At 49.8% G+C, this 17599-nt stretch carries 18 protein-coding genes; 4 read left to right on the forward strand and 14 right to left on the reverse strand.

Annotated elements, in window-relative coordinates; translation table 11 throughout:
* Window positions 1-10: 10 nt before the first annotated feature.
* The 3 genes from AC6I3O_RS21170 to AC6I3O_RS21180 form a co-directional block, all read right to left on the reverse strand.
* Window positions 11-559: an ANTAR domain-containing response regulator gene (locus tag AC6I3O_RS21170; RefSeq protein WP_497852568.1), complete on the reverse strand. Its 549-nt coding sequence runs from the start codon at window positions 557-559 to the stop codon at window positions 11-13.
* Window positions 560-578: 19 nt separating this feature from the next.
* Window positions 579-1910 (reverse strand): type I glutamate--ammonia ligase, encoded by a 1332-nt coding sequence (glnA, locus tag AC6I3O_RS21175; RefSeq protein ID WP_497852569.1) that lies wholly within the window; start codon window positions 1908-1910, stop codon window positions 579-581.
* A gap of 265 nt (window positions 1911-2175) precedes the next feature.
* A complete protein-coding gene (locus AC6I3O_RS21180; protein ID WP_497852570.1) occupies window positions 2176-2388 on the reverse strand; it encodes a hypothetical protein in 213 nt (70 codons plus the stop codon).
* Between the two features lie 152 nt (window positions 2389-2540).
* On the opposite strand from AC6I3O_RS21180, the gene pduL reads away from it, so the two are divergent.
* Window positions 2541-3185 (forward strand): phosphate propanoyltransferase, encoded by a 645-nt coding sequence (gene pduL / locus AC6I3O_RS21185; protein ID WP_497852571.1) that lies wholly within the window; start codon window positions 2541-2543, stop codon window positions 3183-3185.
* A gap of 17 nt (window positions 3186-3202) precedes the next feature.
* Here the strand turns inward: pduL and AC6I3O_RS21190 are convergent, their stop codons facing one another.
* Both AC6I3O_RS21190 and AC6I3O_RS21195 read right to left on the reverse strand, forming a co-directional pair.
* Window positions 3203-3451 carry a TM1266 family iron-only hydrogenase system putative regulator gene (locus AC6I3O_RS21190; protein WP_497852572.1) on the reverse strand — a complete coding sequence of 83 codons (249 nt, stop codon included), beginning with the start codon at window positions 3449-3451 and terminating at the stop codon, window positions 3203-3205.
* A gap of 31 nt (window positions 3452-3482) precedes the next feature.
* Window positions 3483-4265, reverse strand: coding sequence for a polysaccharide deacetylase family protein (locus AC6I3O_RS21195; RefSeq protein WP_497852573.1), 783 nt, complete (start codon window positions 4263-4265; stop codon window positions 3483-3485).
* A gap of 212 nt (window positions 4266-4477) precedes the next feature.
* On the opposite strand from AC6I3O_RS21195, the gene AC6I3O_RS21200 reads away from it, so the two are divergent.
* Together AC6I3O_RS21200 and AC6I3O_RS21205 are read left to right on the forward strand one after the other, a co-directional pair.
* The gene (locus AC6I3O_RS21200) at window positions 4478-5530 is read left to right on the forward strand and encodes a sensor histidine kinase (protein ID WP_497852574.1); all 1053 of its coding nucleotides are present in this window, start codon (window positions 4478-4480) and stop codon (window positions 5528-5530) included.
* 24 nt (window positions 5531-5554) lie between these two features.
* On the forward strand, window positions 5555-6274 hold the full coding sequence (locus AC6I3O_RS21205) for a response regulator (protein ID WP_497852575.1): 720 nt from the start codon (window positions 5555-5557) through the stop codon (window positions 6272-6274).
* Window positions 6275-6421: 147 nt separating this feature from the next.
* On the opposite strand, the gene pepI is transcribed toward AC6I3O_RS21205, so the two are convergent.
* The 7 genes from pepI to AC6I3O_RS21240 all read right to left on the reverse strand — a co-directional run bounded on the left by pepI (window position 6422) and on the right by AC6I3O_RS21240 (window position 12407).
* Window positions 6422-7309 (reverse strand): proline iminopeptidase, encoded by an 888-nt coding sequence (gene pepI / locus AC6I3O_RS21210; RefSeq protein WP_497853553.1) that lies wholly within the window; start codon window positions 7307-7309, stop codon window positions 6422-6424.
* A gap of 238 nt (window positions 7310-7547) precedes the next feature.
* Window positions 7548-8375: an amino acid ABC transporter ATP-binding protein gene (locus AC6I3O_RS21215; RefSeq protein WP_497852576.1), complete on the reverse strand. Its 828-nt coding sequence runs from the start codon at window positions 8373-8375 to the stop codon at window positions 7548-7550.
* Complete coding sequence (locus AC6I3O_RS21220) at window positions 8359-9069, reverse strand: amino acid ABC transporter permease (protein ID WP_497852577.1); 711 nt, start codon at window positions 9067-9069, stop codon at window positions 8359-8361. Before AC6I3O_RS21220 ends, AC6I3O_RS21215 begins: the two co-directional genes overlap by 17 nt.
* A 13-nt stretch (window positions 9070-9082) precedes the next feature.
* Complete coding sequence (locus AC6I3O_RS21225; protein WP_497852578.1) at window positions 9083-9988, reverse strand: ABC transporter substrate-binding protein; 906 nt, start codon at window positions 9986-9988, stop codon at window positions 9083-9085.
* Between the two features lie 183 nt (window positions 9989-10171).
* Window positions 10172-10999, reverse strand: a complete 828-nt coding sequence (locus AC6I3O_RS21230) for an undecaprenyl-diphosphate phosphatase (protein WP_497852579.1) — start codon at window positions 10997-10999, stop codon at window positions 10172-10174.
* Between the two features lie 24 nt (window positions 11000-11023).
* The gene (locus AC6I3O_RS21235; protein WP_497852580.1) at window positions 11024-11854 is read right to left on the reverse strand and encodes a Cof-type HAD-IIB family hydrolase; all 831 of its coding nucleotides are present in this window, start codon (window positions 11852-11854) and stop codon (window positions 11024-11026) included.
* The gene (locus AC6I3O_RS21240; RefSeq protein ID WP_497852581.1) at window positions 11838-12407 is read right to left on the reverse strand and encodes a hypothetical protein; all 570 of its coding nucleotides are present in this window, start codon (window positions 12405-12407) and stop codon (window positions 11838-11840) included. The genes AC6I3O_RS21235 and AC6I3O_RS21240 overlap by 17 nt, the downstream gene beginning before the upstream one ends.
* A 185-nt stretch (window positions 12408-12592) precedes the next feature.
* Between AC6I3O_RS21240 and AC6I3O_RS21245 the strand changes: the two genes are divergently transcribed.
* The gene (locus tag AC6I3O_RS21245; protein WP_497852582.1) at window positions 12593-13723 is read left to right on the forward strand and encodes a coiled-coil domain-containing protein; all 1131 of its coding nucleotides are present in this window, start codon (window positions 12593-12595) and stop codon (window positions 13721-13723) included.
* A gap of 194 nt (window positions 13724-13917) precedes the next feature.
* Here AC6I3O_RS21245 and AC6I3O_RS21250 read toward each other — a convergent pair whose 3' ends face one another.
* Both AC6I3O_RS21250 and AC6I3O_RS21255 read right to left on the reverse strand, forming a co-directional pair.
* Window positions 13918-15648 (reverse strand): [FeFe] hydrogenase, group A, encoded by a 1731-nt coding sequence (locus tag AC6I3O_RS21250; RefSeq protein ID WP_497852583.1) that lies wholly within the window; start codon window positions 15646-15648, stop codon window positions 13918-13920.
* On the reverse strand, window positions 15642-17474 hold the full coding sequence (locus tag AC6I3O_RS21255) for an NAD(P)-binding protein (protein ID WP_497852584.1): 1833 nt from the start codon (window positions 17472-17474) through the stop codon (window positions 15642-15644). The genes AC6I3O_RS21250 and AC6I3O_RS21255 overlap by 7 nt, the downstream gene beginning before the upstream one ends.
* Between the last annotated feature and the right edge of the window lie 125 nt (window positions 17475-17599).

Consider the following 17599-nt stretch of genomic DNA (forward strand, 5'->3'; position numbering starts at 1 on the left):
CCGGCAAACCTTACTCCGACATCACGCTCAACACCATTTCTGCGGTCTCCGCCATATTCGTCCCGCTTTCCATGCTGCACTTCTGTAAATACCTGTGCGCCTCCTCCTCCGACATATGGTTTCTATCCATCAAAAGCCTCTTTGCCTTGGCAATTACTTCCCTCTGCTTCGGGCCGCGGTCCTTCCTCTCCATTTTCCGCTTCCTGCGCCTTCGCTCAATAGATTTGAGCAGCATCTCCATCGTATTGATAAGATCGTACACTTTAAGGGGCACAGGCAGACAGACCATCCCGTCCGCCTCCTCCCCTGTCCATTTCTCCGGTGAGGCAATCAGAAGCATCTCAAACTCTTCCGGCAAATATTCCCGCAGTTCCGTAAACATCATATCCTTCATCTTATATCCGCACACCACGACTCCTTCATCCACTGCATCGGCGTACTGTAAAGCCTTAGCGCCCGTCGTGCAGACTCCCGTGACATCTGTCCCATACCGCACCAATAGGTTACGGATGCTAATCGCATTCTCTCTACTGGGAAATACAACGATAATCCCAACCAAGCTCACCCCTCCTGACCATCTACATCCGATGCAGGTATCTGCCGATTTCCCAATCTGTGACCTGTGTACGGTAATCCGCATACTCCTTCTCTTTTGCCTGAATATATTTTCTCGCTAAATCCTCCCCCAACACGGCCTGGATATAGCCATCTTTGGCAAATTCCTCCGACGCTTCCCGCAGGCTTCCCGGAAGCGCCTCGATTCCTGCCTCCCGGCGCTGTTCCTCTGTCATCTCAAAAATGTTGCAGTCAATACTCTTAGGCGGCACAATCTCATTCCTGATACCGTCAAGCCCCGCCGCCAGACATACCGCCAATGCAAGATAGGGATTCGCCGCCGGGTCCGGGCTTCTAAGTTCCACCCGCGCACCAAGCCCCCTCGCCGCCGGGACTCTAAGCAGCGGCGTGCGGTTTTTGGCCGACCATGCAATATAGACGGGAGCCTCATACCCCGGTATCAGCCTTTTATATGAATTCACAATAGGGTTTGTGATAAAACTAATCGCTTTCATATGTTTCACCAAACCGCCGATGAAATAGTACGCCTCCCGGCTCAGCCCCTTCTCATCCGCCCCGTCCGAAAACACATTCAGCCCGTCCCTGCTAAGGGACATATTGATATGCATCCCCGAGCCGCTGACCCCAAACTTAGGCTTGGGCATAAACGTAGCGTGAAGGCCGTGGCGCTTCGCAATCGTTTTCACCACCAGTTTAAACGTCATGATATTATCCGCCGTCTTTAGCGCCTCGTCGTACTGGAAATCAATCTCATGCTGCGCAGGAGCCACCTCGTGATGGGACGCCTCAATCACGAATCCCATGTCCTCCAGCGTCAGCACCATATCCCGGCGTGCATTCTCCCCCAGATCCAGCGGTCCCAAATCAAAATACGTAGCGCTCTCATGGGAAAGGGTGGTGGGCCTGCCGTCCTCATCCGTATGGAACAGGAAGAACTCGCATTCTGGCCCTACCTGGAAATCATATCCCATAGCCTTTGCCTCCGACAGCACCTTTTTCAGGATATACCGCGGGTCACTCTCAAAGACCGTCCCGTCTGGCTTATATACATCGCAGATCAGCCGCGCAACCTTCCCTTGCTGCGGCCGCCACGGGAATATGGCAAATGTATCCGTATCCGGGTACAAATACATATCCGACTCCTCGGCTCTGGCAAACCCTTCAATGGAAGAGCCGTCAAACATGACCTGATTATCCAGAGCCTTCTCTAACTGGCTGGTAGTGACGGCAACATTCTTCATTGTCCCGAAGATATCCGTGAACTGCAAGCGGATAAACTCAACATCCTCTTCCTTTGCCATTTTCAAAATATCCCGCTTTGTAAAATGATTCATCCTATTCTTCCTCCTAAATCGGCATATATCGAGTAGGGAAAAGCCTATCCCCTACTCACCGCGCGCCCCGTGCGCCGCCTTAGCGACATATTTCCTCTGCACAGGGCTGTGCATAAAAATGGGCGTTCTCATGCCTTGATGAAAACGCCCTTGTCTCTTCTTTGTTCATTATAAAATAAAGACAGGCACTTTGTCAACGTGACAAAATGCCCAAGTTTCATAGATATCTGCCTATGATCACTGTTCACACCTACGGTAGAAAACCTTACGCATCTTCCTCCGTCCAGCATCCGTCCTCAGACTGGACATAAGAATTCCCGTTATTATTGCCGCAGTTGATGCCTCTCTTAATCGGAGCAAGGAAGAATCCCTTGATTACCCCAAAAAGGATGCAGCACAGAATCACCAGCGCCTTCTCCGCAGGCGTCCAGTCCCTTGCAAAAAAATCCTTAATACCTTCCCATATGTCTCTCATCATCAAATCCTCCTGTCTGTTTTATTCTGCATACAGTTCCTGACACCTATTATATGTCATTTTCCGTCAAAATGGAAGCCATGCGTTGAAAAAACGCTTCATGTTTGCTAAAATAAGTTACGGTTTTGATTATTTACGAATGAGGTGATTGAATTATGGGACTTGCAATCCCAATCGAGACAAGCGCGCGCCACATCCACCTGTGCCGCGAAGATTTTGATATTCTGTTCGGAGAGGGGAAAGAACTGACCTTCAAGGCTTCTTTAAGCCAGCCGGGACAATACGTCTGCGAGGAACGCCTTGCCGTGAGAGGACCTAAGTCTTCCTTTGAAAATGTTGCTGTCTTAGGGCCTTTCCGAAAAGAGACTCAGGTAGAGATATCCATGACAGACTCAAGGAAGCTGGGAATCCCCGGCGTTATCCGCCAGTCCGGGGACACGGCGGATACCCCCGGCTGTATCTTAGAAGGCCCTAACGGAAGCATCGAACTAAGCCACGGCGTTATCGTCGCCAAGCGCCATATCCACATGACTCCGGTCCAGGCAATCCAGTTGAACGTCAAAGACAATGACGAGGTGTTCGTGATTATGGAGAGTTATGAACGCTCCCTGATTTTTGCCGACGTGGTCGTCCGTGTCCATCCGGATTTCGCCTTGGCAATGCATGTCGATACCGATGAGGCGAATGCATTTGCCAATGAAAATAATCCCACAGGCGCGCTCCTCAAGCTGTTCGGAGGACGAACCTACAATCTGCAAAAATGGGCAGAAGAACTGCAGAGCGGGATTCATCGGTTTTAACCCAAAAGAGCCGCAGATTACGGCTCTTTTGCGGTCAAGGTCTTTGCGCCGACCCCTTTTAACATCCCTAATTTCCCCGACAAAGAGCTGGTGGCATCCCCAGGCGCATCCAAGACTACGCTGATGATGGATATTCCACGCTCTCTGTAGGGAATTCCCATGCGCCCGATGACATACTGTCGGTATTCGTGGAGCAGCCCGTTTACCTCCCCTGCCGCTTCTTCGTCTTTGACCATGATACTGATGACTGATACCCTGCTTTCCATTTCCTTTATCCTTTCTTGCCTAATGCTTTTTCTATCGTCTCTGCTTCTTCTTTAACTGACGCCCCGCTGCGTCCAGATAATACCCTTTCTTATAAATCAATTCCGACACCGGAACCATCTCATATCCTTTCTTTTCAAGCTCTGTCAGCAGTCCGTCCAGCGCGTCCGCCGTATACTTCGCTCCGTTGTGCAGAAGGATAATCGCCCCGTTCTTTAGATCCTTGCATCCCAAGACGGTCTCGATGATATTTTCTACACCATACTCCTTCCAGTCCAGGCTATTGACCGACCACTGGATCGGATAATACCCGCACGCCTGTATGCCGCGGATTACGTCGTCGTCATAATTGTCATATGGTACGCGGAACAGCCGCATCTCCACCTCAGCCAGTTCCAGAACCTTCTCATGGACAGACAACACCTCCTGCTTTACCTCTTCCTTCCCAAGCCCGATCATGCTCCTATGGGTCTCACTGTGGTTGGCAAGGTCATGCCCCGCCTCTTTGATTGCCCGGACATCCTCCGGATATTTTCCCACCCAGCCGCCCGTCATGAAAAAGGTCGCCCGCACATGATGCTTCTCTAAAATCTCCAGAATTCTTGCGGTATCCTCGTTGCCCCAGGCAGCGTCAAAGGTCAGCGCCACCTTCTTTTCCTTCATTTCCACGGAACAGATGGGCATCTCTTTTCCGTTGACATTGCCGGAAACCGTGGAGTAGCTGGAAATATATTGAAATGAACCAACAAGGGCAGCAACCAGGGCCAGCAGGAAAATCCCGCGATTTCTCCACTTTTTCCTTTTTTCTACATTCATAGACACAACTCCGGATATACGTCTTTACAGACAGTATATGCCGGGGCGGGGGAAGAAATACTTTTCATCCGGACCGGGTGCTGCCGTACGGCGCTATCAAAATTATACTACATTATCCCTATTCTCTCCACAGATATTTGTGGTATACTAATATTATTACCAATACAAAATAAAGGAGCCGGGGATTCGTTTCCCTTTCATGACAAATACCTATGAAAAACTTCCTTCGCAACATCTCGTACACACTTATCATGCTTGCCCTGGCAACCGGGCTTGCTTTCCTATTCTTTCATTTTGGCCAGGATAATACCGCCAATATTGCATTTGTCTACATCCTCGCCCTCATCCTGATTGCCAGATGGACCACCGGATACCTGTACGGCATCCTCTCTTCCCTGTTCTGCGTAGTCTTTATCAACGGATGCTTCACCTATCCGTTCTTCGAGATTAACTTTACCATGAGCGGATACCCGGTTACATTCGTCTGCATGCTGATCATCACCATCACCACCAGCGCCATGACCACGAAGCTCACCCGGCAGGATGAAATGATTGCCGAGCGGGAACGGAAACTGAACGAAGCAGAAAAAGAGCGGATCCGGGCAAACCTCCTGCGGGCCATCTCCCATGACCTGCGTACCCCGCTGACAAGCATTATCGGCTCTTCCGCATCTTACATTGAAAACCACGACGAACTGGATTCCTCCGAAAAGCTAGAGCTGATTACCACCATCCACGACGACGCAAACTGGCTTCTGAACATGGTAGAAAACCTTCTGTCCGTCACACGTATCCAAAACGACGGGCACAAGGTCACTAAAGAGCCGGAGCTGGTGGAAGAAGTGGTTTCCGAAGCAATCGACAGGCTAGAAAAACGGCTGCCAGGCGCCGCCATCAACGTATCGGCGCCCGACGAAATGCTGATGATTCCCATGGACTTCCTTCTCATCGAGCAAGTCCTGATTAACCTTCTGGAAAATGCCTTAGTTCATTCTGAAAGCACCCAGCCGGCGGAACTAATCATTACAAACGACGGGCCTACCGTAACATTTCACGTTATCGACCATGGAAAAGGGATTAAAACCTCCGCGCTGCCAGACATTTTCAGCGGTAAATACGACAGTTCCCTTGCCTCGGATACCAAGCGGGGCATGGGCATTGGCTTATCCATCTGCCGCACCATCGTACAGGCACACGGCGGGACGATTACGGCCCACAATCATGAAAACGGCGCTGAATTTGCATTTTCCCTTCCAATCATGTAAAGTAAGGACAAAGGAGAACAATTTATGGCAACTCCAAACTATACCGTATTAATCATCGAAGACGAAAAAAACATCTCTGACTTCATGTCAAAAGCATTAAAATCCAACGGCTACCGGGTCATCACTGCCGTTTCCGGAAAAGCGGGGCTGTCCCTCATCAGCTCCCAATGTCCGGATATCATACTTCTTGACTTAGGGCTTCCTGACATCGAAGGAAATGACGTGATTACTTCCGTGCGCAAATGGACGAGCTGCCCAATCATCGTGGTCTCTGCCCGGACAGGCGAACGGGACAAAGTTTCCGCCCTGGACCTGGGCGCAGACGATTACATCACCAAGCCCTTCGGCACGCCCGAGATGCTGGCAAGAATCCGTGCCTCCCTGCGCCACAGCAACCGGATGGACTCCAATTCCGCCCTGTACATCCGCCCCTACCGCTGCCGGGGGCTTCTGCTGGATTTCGATAAACGGATGCTTACCGTGGACGGCAAAGAGATTCACCTGACACAGATTGAGTACAAAATCGTCGCCTTTCTTGCCCGAAATTCAGGCAAAGTCATGACGTACTCCGCAATCATGTCAAATGTATGGGGACCATTTACCGGAGATAACAATCGGATCCTGCGGGTCAATATGGCGAACATACGCCGTAAAATTGAACAGAACCCTTCAAAGCCTCAATTTCTGTTCACGGAAGTGGGCGTCGGATACCGGATGCGGGAGGATGAAAATGAGTTATGCTAATTTTTTGTTAAAAGTTTATCTATACACTGTATCATCAGCCCGTTATCTGTTAGAATATACAGGAAGGTGGCATATCGTATAAGCCTCATTCATTATTCTCTCAAAAGAGGATGCGTCTCTCCCAAGGCGCATCCTCTTTTTAACAAATTAATCGTTGGCATTCAGCCACTCCTTCATCAATTCCACATACCTGTCCGTATCTTCCACGAAACACATATGTCTGCAGGTGCGGAACAGCTCCCATCTGGAATTGGGTATCCTGTCATACATATATTTTGCAATATAAGGCGTACACAGATCATTGCCCCCGTTAATCACCAGCGTCGGCTCTTTAATATCCTTTAACTGCTCCGTCACATCATAATCCTTCAATGTCCCCAGCGGCGTATACTCATTGGGCCCCCAGCCAACAACATAGGACTCGCCGCCCTTTTTCACAGGACGCCTCAGGCATTCCGGCGACTCTTCCGTAACCGCCCCTGCAGCATGGCGAAGCATGTACTCAGTCTCTGCCGCAACATAAGCCGGGTCACTGTAATCGTTGGAAGAGGTCGCTTTCTCAATCGCATCCTGCATCTCCTGAGGCAACTCCTTAATCATTCTATGCTGCTCAATCCCCCACATCCAGGACGCGGGAAGCGTACTGGACAGAATCAGGCTCTTTAACCCTTCCGGTTTCCGGTTGCAGACATAGTCCAAAAGCTGCATTCCGCCCCAAGACTGCCCCAGAAGATGAATCTCGTCAAGCCCAAGATGCTCCCTCAGCGCAACCAGCTCGTCAATCCAAGTCTTCGCATTCCACAGGTCAGGCCGGTTCTCAACATAGGATTCCCCGCAGCCAATCTGGTCATACATGATGAGTTCGCGCCCGTCTTCCTCTGCAAGACGGTCAAGCACCTCAAAATAATTGTGTGTTGACCCCGGCCCGCCGTGCAGCAGCACCAGCGGTTTCTTATTGCCTGTCGTCTTCCCCACAATACGATAATATGTCTTATACTCCAGATAAGGCATATATCCTTCTCTAATCTCCATAATCCTAAAGCCTCCTTTTGACTTTATGTATTTTCCTCCATTATAAAGAATATTTAGACAATTATCAATATATGAAATTCTGCAATTTATGCTTGACACAAGTACGAAATCAGACTATACTATCAACTATGCCACATCGAGTACGAAATCAGACTGGCAAACCGCAGAAAGCAGTACCACTATGCATAGGCAAACCATTCACAGAAAAGTTTGCGGCACCCTAAAAAGGATGCCGCTTTATTTATAATATTTTCGATAAGAAATCTTGAAGCCTCGGCTCCTTAGGGTTTCCGAAGAACTCCTCCGGGCATCCTTCCTCCTTAATCTGCCCTTCGTCCATGAATACCACCCGGTTCGCCACTTCCCTTGCAAACCCCATCTCATGAGTGACCACCACCATGGTCATCCCGTCGCCGGCAAGCTGTTTCATCAGCTCTAACACCTCGCCTACCATCTCCGGGTCCAACGCGGACGTCGGCTCGTCAAACAGAATCACATCCGGGTCCATGGCGAGGGAACGCACAATGGCAATCCTCTGCTTCTGCCCGCCGGACAGTGTAGACGGATAGACGTCTGCCTTATCCTCCAGGCCAATCCTCTGTAACAGCGCCATGGCCTTCTCCCTTACTTCACGCTTAATCTGCTCACTGTTCTGGGTGACAGGAAGCAGCTCCTTCTTACTGCTGCCCCGGAACAGATTGCCAAAACGAGTCAGGCTATTCTTCCGTTTCACCTTTTTCAAATCCTGGCACCGTAAATATACCGGAGCCATCATAATATTCTGCAGCACAGTCTTATTGTTAAACAGGTTAAAATGCTGGAACACCATGCCCATATGCCTGCGGTGTACATTGATATCCACGCTCATATCCGCAATATCCACACCATTGAACACAATACTGCCTCCGGTCGGGTCCTCCATACAGTTCAGACAACGCAAAAACGTACTCTTTCCAGACCCGGAAGGCCCGATTACCGCCACAATATCACCCTTATTGATGGTAATGTCGATTCCCTTGAGAACCTCCATATCCCCAAAGCTCTTCCTGAGATTAATTACGTCTATCACTCTTCTTCAAGCTCCTTTCCATCAATTTCACAAGCAGCGAAATAAACAGCACCAGCACGATATAAATCAGCGCCATCACCAGATAAGGAACCATGAACTCATAACTGTTGCTTCCAATATAGTTAAACGCCACGTACAAATCCGCCGCCCCCACAAAACTAACGACCGACGTCTCCTTAATCAGGGAAATGAACTCATTTCCCAATGTAGGGAGAATATTCTTGACCGCCTGCGGAATAACGATTTTCGTCATACTCACGCCGAAGCTCAGTCCAACGGCCCGGCCCGCCTCCATCTGTCCCGGGTCAACCGACTGAATCCCGCTGCGCATGATTTCGGATATGTACGCGCCGCTGTTCAGCCCGAACACCAACATAGCGACCTGGACGCCCGTAATCTTCCATCCGATAATCGGAAGAAGCACATAGTAGAACACAAGCAGCTGGACAACAATGGGCGTCCCGCGGAACAGCGCTACATAGAAGCTGCAGATTCCATTCAAAATCCTTGGAAGCACTTTATACTTAGGCAAGACCCGCACAGTTGCAATCACCGTCCCAATCAGGATACCGATGAGCAGGCCTGCCACGGCAATCAGCAACGTATTCTGTAACCCTTCGAGAACCTTGACATAGCCGCCTTCTTCCAGAAAAATCTCTAAAAACTTATTTACTTTCTGATCAAAATTCCCCATAATTTACGATATCCTACTGCATCTCATTGATTGCTTCCGTAATCGCCGCCGCAGGCGCAGCATCAATAATCACATACTTAATATTCCCATTCAGCATATCCTGCACGGCAAGAGAACCACTCTTATAAGTCACGCATTTTGCCGGAAGACCGTCAAATCCCCAGTCCTCGTCGCCTTCCACGTAATACTGGCCGGTAGTTCCCGCCTGTACGCCGATGGAATCCCCGCCGCCAAGCTTTCCAAGAAGCTCCGCCACGGCATCTGCATCCTTGCAGTCATCAAACGCCGTATCACTGTCCGGTACAATCAATCTCTGGGATGCAGAATAGTAAGCATCCGTGAACGTCACATACTCTTCCCGCTCTTCGTTAATCGTCAGTCCCGCCATAGCAATATCACATTTCTGCTGGCTGACGGACAGGCAGACCGCGTCAAAATCCATGTTCTGGATGACTAACTCCTTATCCAGCTCTTCTGCAAGCAAAGAAGCAATCTCCATGTCAATCCCATAGTAGCTGTCCCCTTTGGTATACTCAAATGGCTCAAATGCAGCGTTCGTAGCTACCACCAACTGGTCCTTAGAGTCGTCAAGCTCTGCGGACTCTACCGCCTGTGGCTCCCCGTCGCCGAAATACTTGTCACAGATTTCTTCCAGCGTACCGTCTCCTTTGATTTTGCCTACAAATGCATTGACCTGCTCTAATAACTCCGGCTGGGACTTGTCCACGCCGAACGCATACTCCTCGTCCGTCAAATCAATCTCAATCACCTTTGCAGTTACCGCGGAAGAACCTGCGTCCTCCCCACCCTTGGAGTCGCTTCCGGAACCACTGTCCGAATCCCCTTTAGAGCCGCATGCCGCCATGGACATGACACATGCCGCAGCCAATAATATACCTGTAAATTTCCTGAATTTCATTTTCCATATCCTCCTATACATTTTATACCCAAGGGCACACCGTAATACATGCCCGCCCCGCATGGGACATGCATTACGGTGTGTCCTTATGTGTATAAATTTTCATGCATAAAAATGCACATCTTGTATTTTACCACTTTATCGGAAAAAAGCAAGCATTTCCAGTCATTTTTTATGCAAGTTTTATGCAAGGAGAAGCTGAACCACCGTCACGGCCACAATAATTCCTCCAAGGACAATACGGTAATAACCAAATATCTTAAAGTCATGCTTCTTAATATATCCCATCAGGAAACGGATTGCTGCAACGGACAGCCCGAAGGATACCACACAGCCCAGAATCAGAAGCCCTAACTCCTTGCTGGTAAAATGAAACCCAAATTTCACCAGCTTCAACAGGCTCGCCCCAAACATTGCAGGGATAGCAAGGAAAAAGGTAAACTCCGCCGCCACTTCCCTTGAAATGCCAATCAGCAGCGCCCCGACAATGGTCGCGCCCGACCGGGACGTACCCGGAATCAGCGCAAGCATCTGGAACACCCCGATAATCAGCAGCATCGGCACCGTCAACTCCGAAATCCTCTTCACCTTAGGCCTTCGCCCTACATTTCGGTTTTCTACTATTATAAAGAGCACGCCATACACAATCAGCATGATTGCCACCGGCAGAGGCTTATAGAACAGTTTATCCAGAAGGTCATTGAAAGGCAGGCCAATCAACGCCGCCGGGACGGACGCAATCACCACCTTAATCCACATCTGCCAGGTCAGCATCTTCTGTTTCTGCGTCTTTGTCGGGGAAAATGGGTTTAGTTTATGAAAATATAGTACTACCACAGCCATAATCGCCCCAAGCTGGATTACCACATTGAACATCTCCATGAATGCATCGCTCATGCTAGGCTTCAGCAAATCCCCTACCAGAATCAAATGCCCCGTACTGCTGACCGGAAGCCACTCGGTAATACCCTCCACAATTCCAAGTATAATTACTTTTATGATATCTAACATTTCTTTTCCCCTCCTGATTTTCTATCAGTTCAGCACATATGCCTCGATAAATTTTGCCACTCCGTCTTCATCATTCAATCCGGCTATGTAATCCGCCGCTTCTTTGACTTCATCCTTCGCATTTTCCATGGCGACCCCCGTCCCCACTTCTTTCAGCATCTTTAAATCGTTAGAGCCGTCTCCGAACGCCATGATTTCCTCCCGCCGGATGCCCAGTCTCTCCCCGAGCCTTACCAAAGCCCTGCCCTTATTAACTCCTGCCGCGTTTACCTCTATATTCCTCTTCAACGCTCCCGTAATCTCAATGCCCGGAATCTCCCTAAGCTCCTCAAGCGCCAAATCACGCTCTTCCAGCGTGACGAACAACCCCTGCACCTTATCTGAACCACGGTTCTCCTCCTCGAACTTTTCCCATAGATTCGCCACGGGAATACGCGTCCGCAGCAGATACTCCCTCATAGGCGGCTCTTCTATATAACGGTCCACATTCTGCAGGGCGTCTTCCTGTGCATATCCAGTTCCGTCAAAATATATCTCCCGGAAGGCATCATGGCGGTAAAAGACCTCCAGGACCTTCCTCGCATATTCCACAGGCACCAGCTCTTCATACAAGATTTCTCCTGAGCGGAAATCCACTACCCTTCCGCCGTTGGCCGTAACCGCATACCGGAAGCCCGGAAACCGCAGCAGTTCCCCTGGGATTCCGCTCAGAGGCCTTCCCGTGGCAGGCAGCGCCACAATTCCCTGTTCTACGGCGCGCCTCAAGACGTCTCTTGTATATGCCGTCAACTCTTTTTGGGAGGTCAGAAGCGTTCCGTCTAAATCCATCCCGATCATCTTAATTTTCCCTTTCATATGCACCTAATTCCTTTCTGTCTTTTGAAAACAACATCAGCCCTGTACTGATTTTATCGATGTCCCTGGCCTGTCTGTATGCCTGTGTTCCGTGCTCTGTCATCTTGTCAATGACCGTGTTCTGCGACGCCGGGGCAAACAATACGGTTTCCCTTGTAGGCGCCATGATGACCAAATCGTCCTCCAATTTATCCACACACACTTGCCAGATATGCTTGAAACACAGAGAACTTGCCTCATGCCACCCATCTGCCAGCATCGCGAACCCTCCGTACCAGGTATTTGCAATCACAAACTCCACATCCCTGACCAGATTCTCACAGGATGCATAATACAAAGCCTCCACGTCACAGTCCGGCGGAAGCATATCATCCATCAATATCTCGAATACTTCTTCCTCACGTTTTATAACAAATATAATCCTCAGGTCATTGATAAATGACACCACCGGCGCATCTTTTTCAGAAATTTCTCCCAAATCCTTTCGGACCCACGGATAAATCCGTTCCCTAATGTTCTCGAGCTTGTACTCTTCTTCGTCGTATCTGTTCATATTCTGCCTCATTTTCCTCTCACTTTTCTAATCTTTGCCCTTTTTACAGCCAAAATGCGCCGTCGGAGGCGCAACGGGCTGCCAGTTTCCAATATTTTTATATATTCTATCATAACAAAGTTTGCTTTATATTGCAATTTGTTGTATAATATATTGAGCACACGCTAATATGAAAGGAAAACTATATGATAACCAAAGAAAAGAAACGTATATTACGGTCAGCTCTGGCGGCTGCCATTTCTGCCGTAACAATAGCTTCTGTGACTGTCCCGGCCTATTCCGCACCTTCGGCAGAAGAATTAGAGATTACTACCTCTAACTTGAAGGATGATTTGAATGACCTGAACAGCCAGTTGTCATCTTTAAGTGCTGAATTGGACAATGCTTCGGCGCAGATTGAACAGCTTGCCGCCGAGGTAGAGAAGGCAAAGCTTGATCTGGCTGCGGCACAACTGAACGAAGAATCCCAATATGCCGCTATGAAGAACCGTATCAAGTTCATGTATGAAGGCGGAAGCCTCTCGCTGCTGGAGATATTATTTTCCTCCGACAATATGGGGGATTTCCTGAATAAGGCGGAATACGTGACGACCATAAGCGAGTATGACAGGGACATGCTTGAAGCGTTGGGTGAAGTTTGTGCCGGCGTAGAGAAAAAGCAGGATGAACTTAAAGCCAAGCAGGATGAACTTGCGGCGATGCAGGTAGATTTGAACGCCAAGAAGGATGCACTTACTTCCAAGATTTCCTCCACTTCCAGCCAGTTGGAAGATTATACGGCACAGCTAGAACGTGCCAGGGCAGCGGAAGAAGCGCTCAGGCTTGCCCAGAATAATGCGATTTCCGGTTCCATTGTCCCACCGAGTGAACGTCCCAATAACAATGGCAATGGTCAGACCAATAACAATCCGTCGAATACGAATTCGTCGAATAACAACTCTTCCGGCGGTACGACGACGGCGCCTCCGACCGAGGCGAATGTCTCAGATGTTGCTCTGTTTGCGGCGCTGCTTGAATGTGAAGCAACCGGCTATGACCCTATGCTTGCGGTTGCCACCGTAGTAATGAACCGTGTTGCAAGCCCTAATTATCCGGGTTCTCTGCGCGGGGTCATCTATCAATCCGGTCAGTTTGCACCTACATGGAACGGAAGCCTTGAGAAAGTCCTTGCAAGAGGTCCTTCTTCGACTGCATACTCTGTGGCTCAGGCTGCGCTTGGAGGTTCCAGACATGCCTCCGTGATTAATTGTTATCAGTTCCGGTCAGCCTGGACCGGTGTTTCCGGTATTAATATCGGAGGAAATATATTCTTTTAGATATAATAGAACAGCGTCTTCACAGCATTTAGCATAATTTATCCTGTGAAGGCGCTGTTTTTTATTTTCTTCTCTTTAAAAATGCCCATCCGACAAGGACCTGGCTTTATACCACTCCATCACTATGCGCGCACATGCTCCGTATGCAGCAGCATATGCGCCTTACAGCTAAATAACTCTCTACCTCATCGTCACTATGCACTCACATGCTCCGTATGCAGCAGCATATGCGCCTTATGGGACATCGGCTTCTCGAAATACTCCTCATACATCGCAAGTACGTCCTCATTCTCGTGGGAGAAACGGATCTGCGACTCATCGTCCAAATGATAGAGGTTACGTCCGCGGTCAAAAGCAAGCTCCTCACCGTCATGAATCGGCTGTCCGCCTCCTCCGACGCATCCGCCGGGACATGCCATGACTTCTACGAAATCATAATGCACCTCTCCTCGCTCAATCTTATTCAGCAACGCCCTTGTATTCCCGAGGCCGCTGACTACCGCCGTACGTACTTTCACATCGTCAATGGAAAATTCTGCCTCCATCACTCCGTCGTTTGCCTGAAATTCAGGGCTTCTGACTGCCTTAAACGCATCTGCCGGAGGATTCTCCTTCTTGAGCAGATAATATGCGGAACGAAGCGCCGCCTCCATCACTCCGCCGGTTACTCCAAAGATAACGCCCGCACCAGAACCCTGCTGCATCGGACGGTCGCTTGCGCGGTCTTCTAACGTATCCGGGCTGATATGTGCGGAACGAATCATCTTGACAAGCTCCCTCGTCGTGATGACCGCGTCGATATCGTGCCCAGCATACTCCCCGTGGAACAGTTCCATCTCACGCTCGCCCTTCTTCGCAACACAAGGCATCACGGACACGGTATAAATCTGCTCCGGGGCTACCCCTATCTTTTCGGCAAAATAAGTTTTCATTGCCGCCCCAAACATCTGCTGCGGAGACTTTGCCGTTGAGAGCTGTTTTACCAGATGAGGGAACTGGGACTTGATGAAACGAATCCATCCCGGACAGCATGACGTGAACATCGGTCGTTCCTTTAACTCTCCCTCGGTAAACCGTTTCAGGAATTCCGTCCCCTCTTCCATAATCGTAAGGTCCGCGGAAAATGTAGTGTCAAACACATAATCAGCGCCCATCCGCTTACATGCATCCAATATCTTGCCTACCGTCGCCTCCTCAGGCTTCATGCCAAGTTCCTCTCCCCAGGCTGTACGTACCGCCGGAGCAACCTGAACCACCACCGTCTTATTCTTATCCGCAATGGCATTCCATACCTTCTCCGTATCGTCACGCTCCCTGAGCGCCCCTACCGGACAGTGGGTGATACACTGGCCGCAAAGCGCACAGTCCGCCTCATGGATACTTCTGTGTCCGGACACATTCACGGTCGTACGGGAACCCGTACCTTCCACATCCCACACACCGAGTCCCTGGATCTTCTCACAGACCTGGACGCAGCGCATACATTTGATACACTTGGAAGAATCACGTATCAGCGGGAAGGACTGGTCCCAAGGCTGGTTTTCCAGCACCTTCTTATAAGGGATATCCAGAATATTCAAGTCATTTGCCACAGCCTGCAGGCTGCAGTTGCCGCTTCTTGCACAGCTTACGCACTGGCAGTCGTGCTGGGACAGAATCAATTCCACATTCGTCCTCCTGTGACGGCGCACCTTAGGGCTGTTGGTGTAGATAACCATGCCCTCTTCCGCCACATTATTGCAGGAAGTAATCAGCTTCTCCTTGCCTTCCAGCTCAACCACACACACACGGCAGGCGGCAATTTCATTAATTCCTTTCAGATAACATAACTTAGGGATTGGAATCCCATTCTGGGCGGCAGCCTCCATAATGGTAGTATTTTCTTTTACGGATATCTGCTTTCCATCAATCATAAGATTTACCATAATTTCTCTCTGCCTCCTTTAAATATACCGTAACCAAAGTGGTCGCAGCGCAGACACCTGCCTGCCTCCTGCTTCGCTTCCTTCTCGGTCATGCAGTTCTCCACGCCTTCAAAATCACAGACTCTCTCGCAAGCTTCGCGCTCCGTCAAGTTCACTCTTCCGCATGGCGTACGGTCGTCTAGGCGTGCCTCCGGAATCTCCACATCACAGGAAATCTCATGGCGGTATCCCAGATACTCGTCAATATTCGCCGCTACCACCTTCGCCGCCGCAATCGCCTTGATGACGGAAGCCGGGCCGCTGGCACAGTCTCCTCCTGCGAATACGCCAGGCATATTCTCGAATGTTCCCGTACTCTTGGTAAGAATCTTACCCCGCTCAACCGGGATTCCTGCCTCTTCAAAATGACGCGTCTCAATATTCTGTCCAATTGCTACAATTAATATATCGCATGGTATGTATATATCATCTTCCCCGGTAGGCTTGATGCTCGCTCTTCCATCCCGGATTGCACTGACCATCTGCGGTTTGACATAGATTCCTTCAATATGGTTATCCCCATTGATTTTGAGTGACGAAGGCGCCTTCAACGTCTGGAGTTCAATTCCTTCTGCCACTGCCCCCTCAATCTCTCCCGGAAGCGCCGTCATATCTGCAACTCTTCTCCGGTAGACAATACTTACCTTTTTCGCCCCAAGACGTTTTGCCGTACGGACAGCGTCCATGGAAACGTTGCCGCCGCCGATGACCGCAACCTCCTTGCCAGTCAAATCCATAATCTCGTTTCTTCCCACATTTCGCAAGAACTGTACTGCGGATAATACGCCGTCCGCGTCTTCCCCCTCAAGCCCAAGTTTCTTATCCGTACTGGCACCGATGGTAATCAGTACAGCGTCATACTCTTTCCGCAAATCCTGAATCGTGATATCCTGCCCAATCTTCAGGCCATACTTCACTTCCACGCCGGTCTTTAAAATGCTGTTGATATCTTCCTCTAACCGTTCCTTAGGCAGACGATAGTTTGGAATTCCATAACGCAGCATTCCGCCCAATTTCGGCAGCATCTCATAGACCGTCGCCTGATGCCCCATCAACTGGAGATAATATGCCGCGCTCAATCCTCCCGGACCGCCTCCGAGTACCGCAATCTTCTTTCCGGTTGAAGGTGCGCATGCCGGCGGGTCTACTTCCCCAGCGAAATCAGCCGCTACACGCTTGAGCCCGCGTATATTGATCGCATCATCCACCATGTTCCTTCTGCACCGCGCCTCGCAGGGATGCTCACAGATGAAACCACAGGTAGTCGGGAACGGATTGTCCTTCCGGATGAGCCGGATTGCATCCGCATATCTCCCTTCTCTCACCAACGCAATATATCCCGGGATATCCACATGTGCCGGACACAGGGATACACAAGGCACCGGCTGGCTGTAGGTACAGGTACACCTTCCATTCCGGATATGCTCCTCATAATCGTCACGGTATCCGATTAAGCCTTTATATACCATGTGCGCCGCCTCGTATCCGATGGCGCAGTCTGCCGATTCCATGATAGAAAGAGCCGTCTGCTCCATAATGTCCAAAGTCTCCATGGTCGCCTTCCCATCAAGGACGTCCTTAATCAGATAACTCAACTGCCCCAGACCGATACGGCAGGGAACGCACTTGCCGCAAGTCTGCGCATGGCACAATTCCAGAAACGCACGGGACATCTCCACAGGACAGAGTCCCGGCGGGCTGGACTCAATTCTCCGCTCCAAATCCTTGTATAGCTCTTCCATAACTATCCTGGCTCTTTTGGGCGAGTCAATCTCTAGTCTGCTCATGACTAAACCTCTCTTCTCTTACTTATTTCTACATTTTTTGCAGTTACAGACATTATATCACCTTTGGAAGCGGTTGTAAGCAGGTTGGGCATAAGTAGATTATTTAACGGCAGCGATATAAATTT

Source organism: Sporofaciens sp. St.21A7, from assembly GCF_059728535.1.

Excerpts from the sequence above, each read along its gene's own strand:
- glnA (WP_497852569.1), bottom strand. The coding sequence starts at position 1,910 with ATGAATCATTTTACAAAGCGGGATATTTTGAAAATGGCAAAGGAAGAG.
- AC6I3O_RS21180 (WP_497852570.1), bottom strand. The coding sequence starts at position 2,388 with ATGATGAGAGACATATGGGAAGGTATTAAGGATTTTTTTGCAAGGGAC.
- pduL (WP_497852571.1), top strand. The coding sequence starts at position 2,541 with ATGGGACTTGCAATCCCAATCGAGACAAGCGCGCGCCACATCCACCTG.
- AC6I3O_RS21190 (WP_497852572.1), bottom strand. The coding sequence starts at position 3,451 with ATGGAAAGCAGGGTATCAGTCATCAGTATCATGGTCAAAGACGAAGAA.
- AC6I3O_RS21195 (WP_497852573.1), bottom strand. The coding sequence starts at position 4,265 with ATGAATGTAGAAAAAAGGAAAAAGTGGAGAAATCGCGGGATTTTCCTG.
- AC6I3O_RS21200 (WP_497852574.1), top strand. The coding sequence starts at position 4,478 with ATGAAAAACTTCCTTCGCAACATCTCGTACACACTTATCATGCTTGCC.
- AC6I3O_RS21205 (WP_497852575.1), top strand. The coding sequence starts at position 5,555 with ATGGCAACTCCAAACTATACCGTATTAATCATCGAAGACGAAAAAAAC.
- AC6I3O_RS21220 (WP_497852577.1), bottom strand. The coding sequence starts at position 9,069 with ATGGGGAATTTTGATCAGAAAGTAAATAAGTTTTTAGAGATTTTTCTG.
- AC6I3O_RS21225 (WP_497852578.1), bottom strand. The coding sequence starts at position 9,988 with ATGAAATTCAGGAAATTTACAGGTATATTATTGGCTGCGGCATGTGTC.
- AC6I3O_RS21230 (WP_497852579.1), bottom strand. The coding sequence starts at position 10,999 with ATGTTAGATATCATAAAAGTAATTATACTTGGAATTGTGGAGGGTATT.
- AC6I3O_RS21235 (WP_497852580.1), bottom strand. The coding sequence starts at position 11,854 with ATGAAAGGGAAAATTAAGATGATCGGGATGGATTTAGACGGAACGCTT.
- AC6I3O_RS21240 (WP_497852581.1), bottom strand. The coding sequence starts at position 12,407 with ATGAACAGATACGACGAAGAAGAGTACAAGCTCGAGAACATTAGGGAA.
- AC6I3O_RS21245 (WP_497852582.1), top strand. The coding sequence starts at position 12,593 with ATGATAACCAAAGAAAAGAAACGTATATTACGGTCAGCTCTGGCGGCT.
- AC6I3O_RS21250 (WP_497852583.1), bottom strand. The coding sequence starts at position 15,648 with ATGGTAAATCTTATGATTGATGGAAAGCAGATATCCGTAAAAGAAAAT.
- AC6I3O_RS21255 (WP_497852584.1), bottom strand. The coding sequence starts at position 17,474 with ATGAGCAGACTAGAGATTGACTCGCCCAAAAGAGCCAGGATAGTTATG.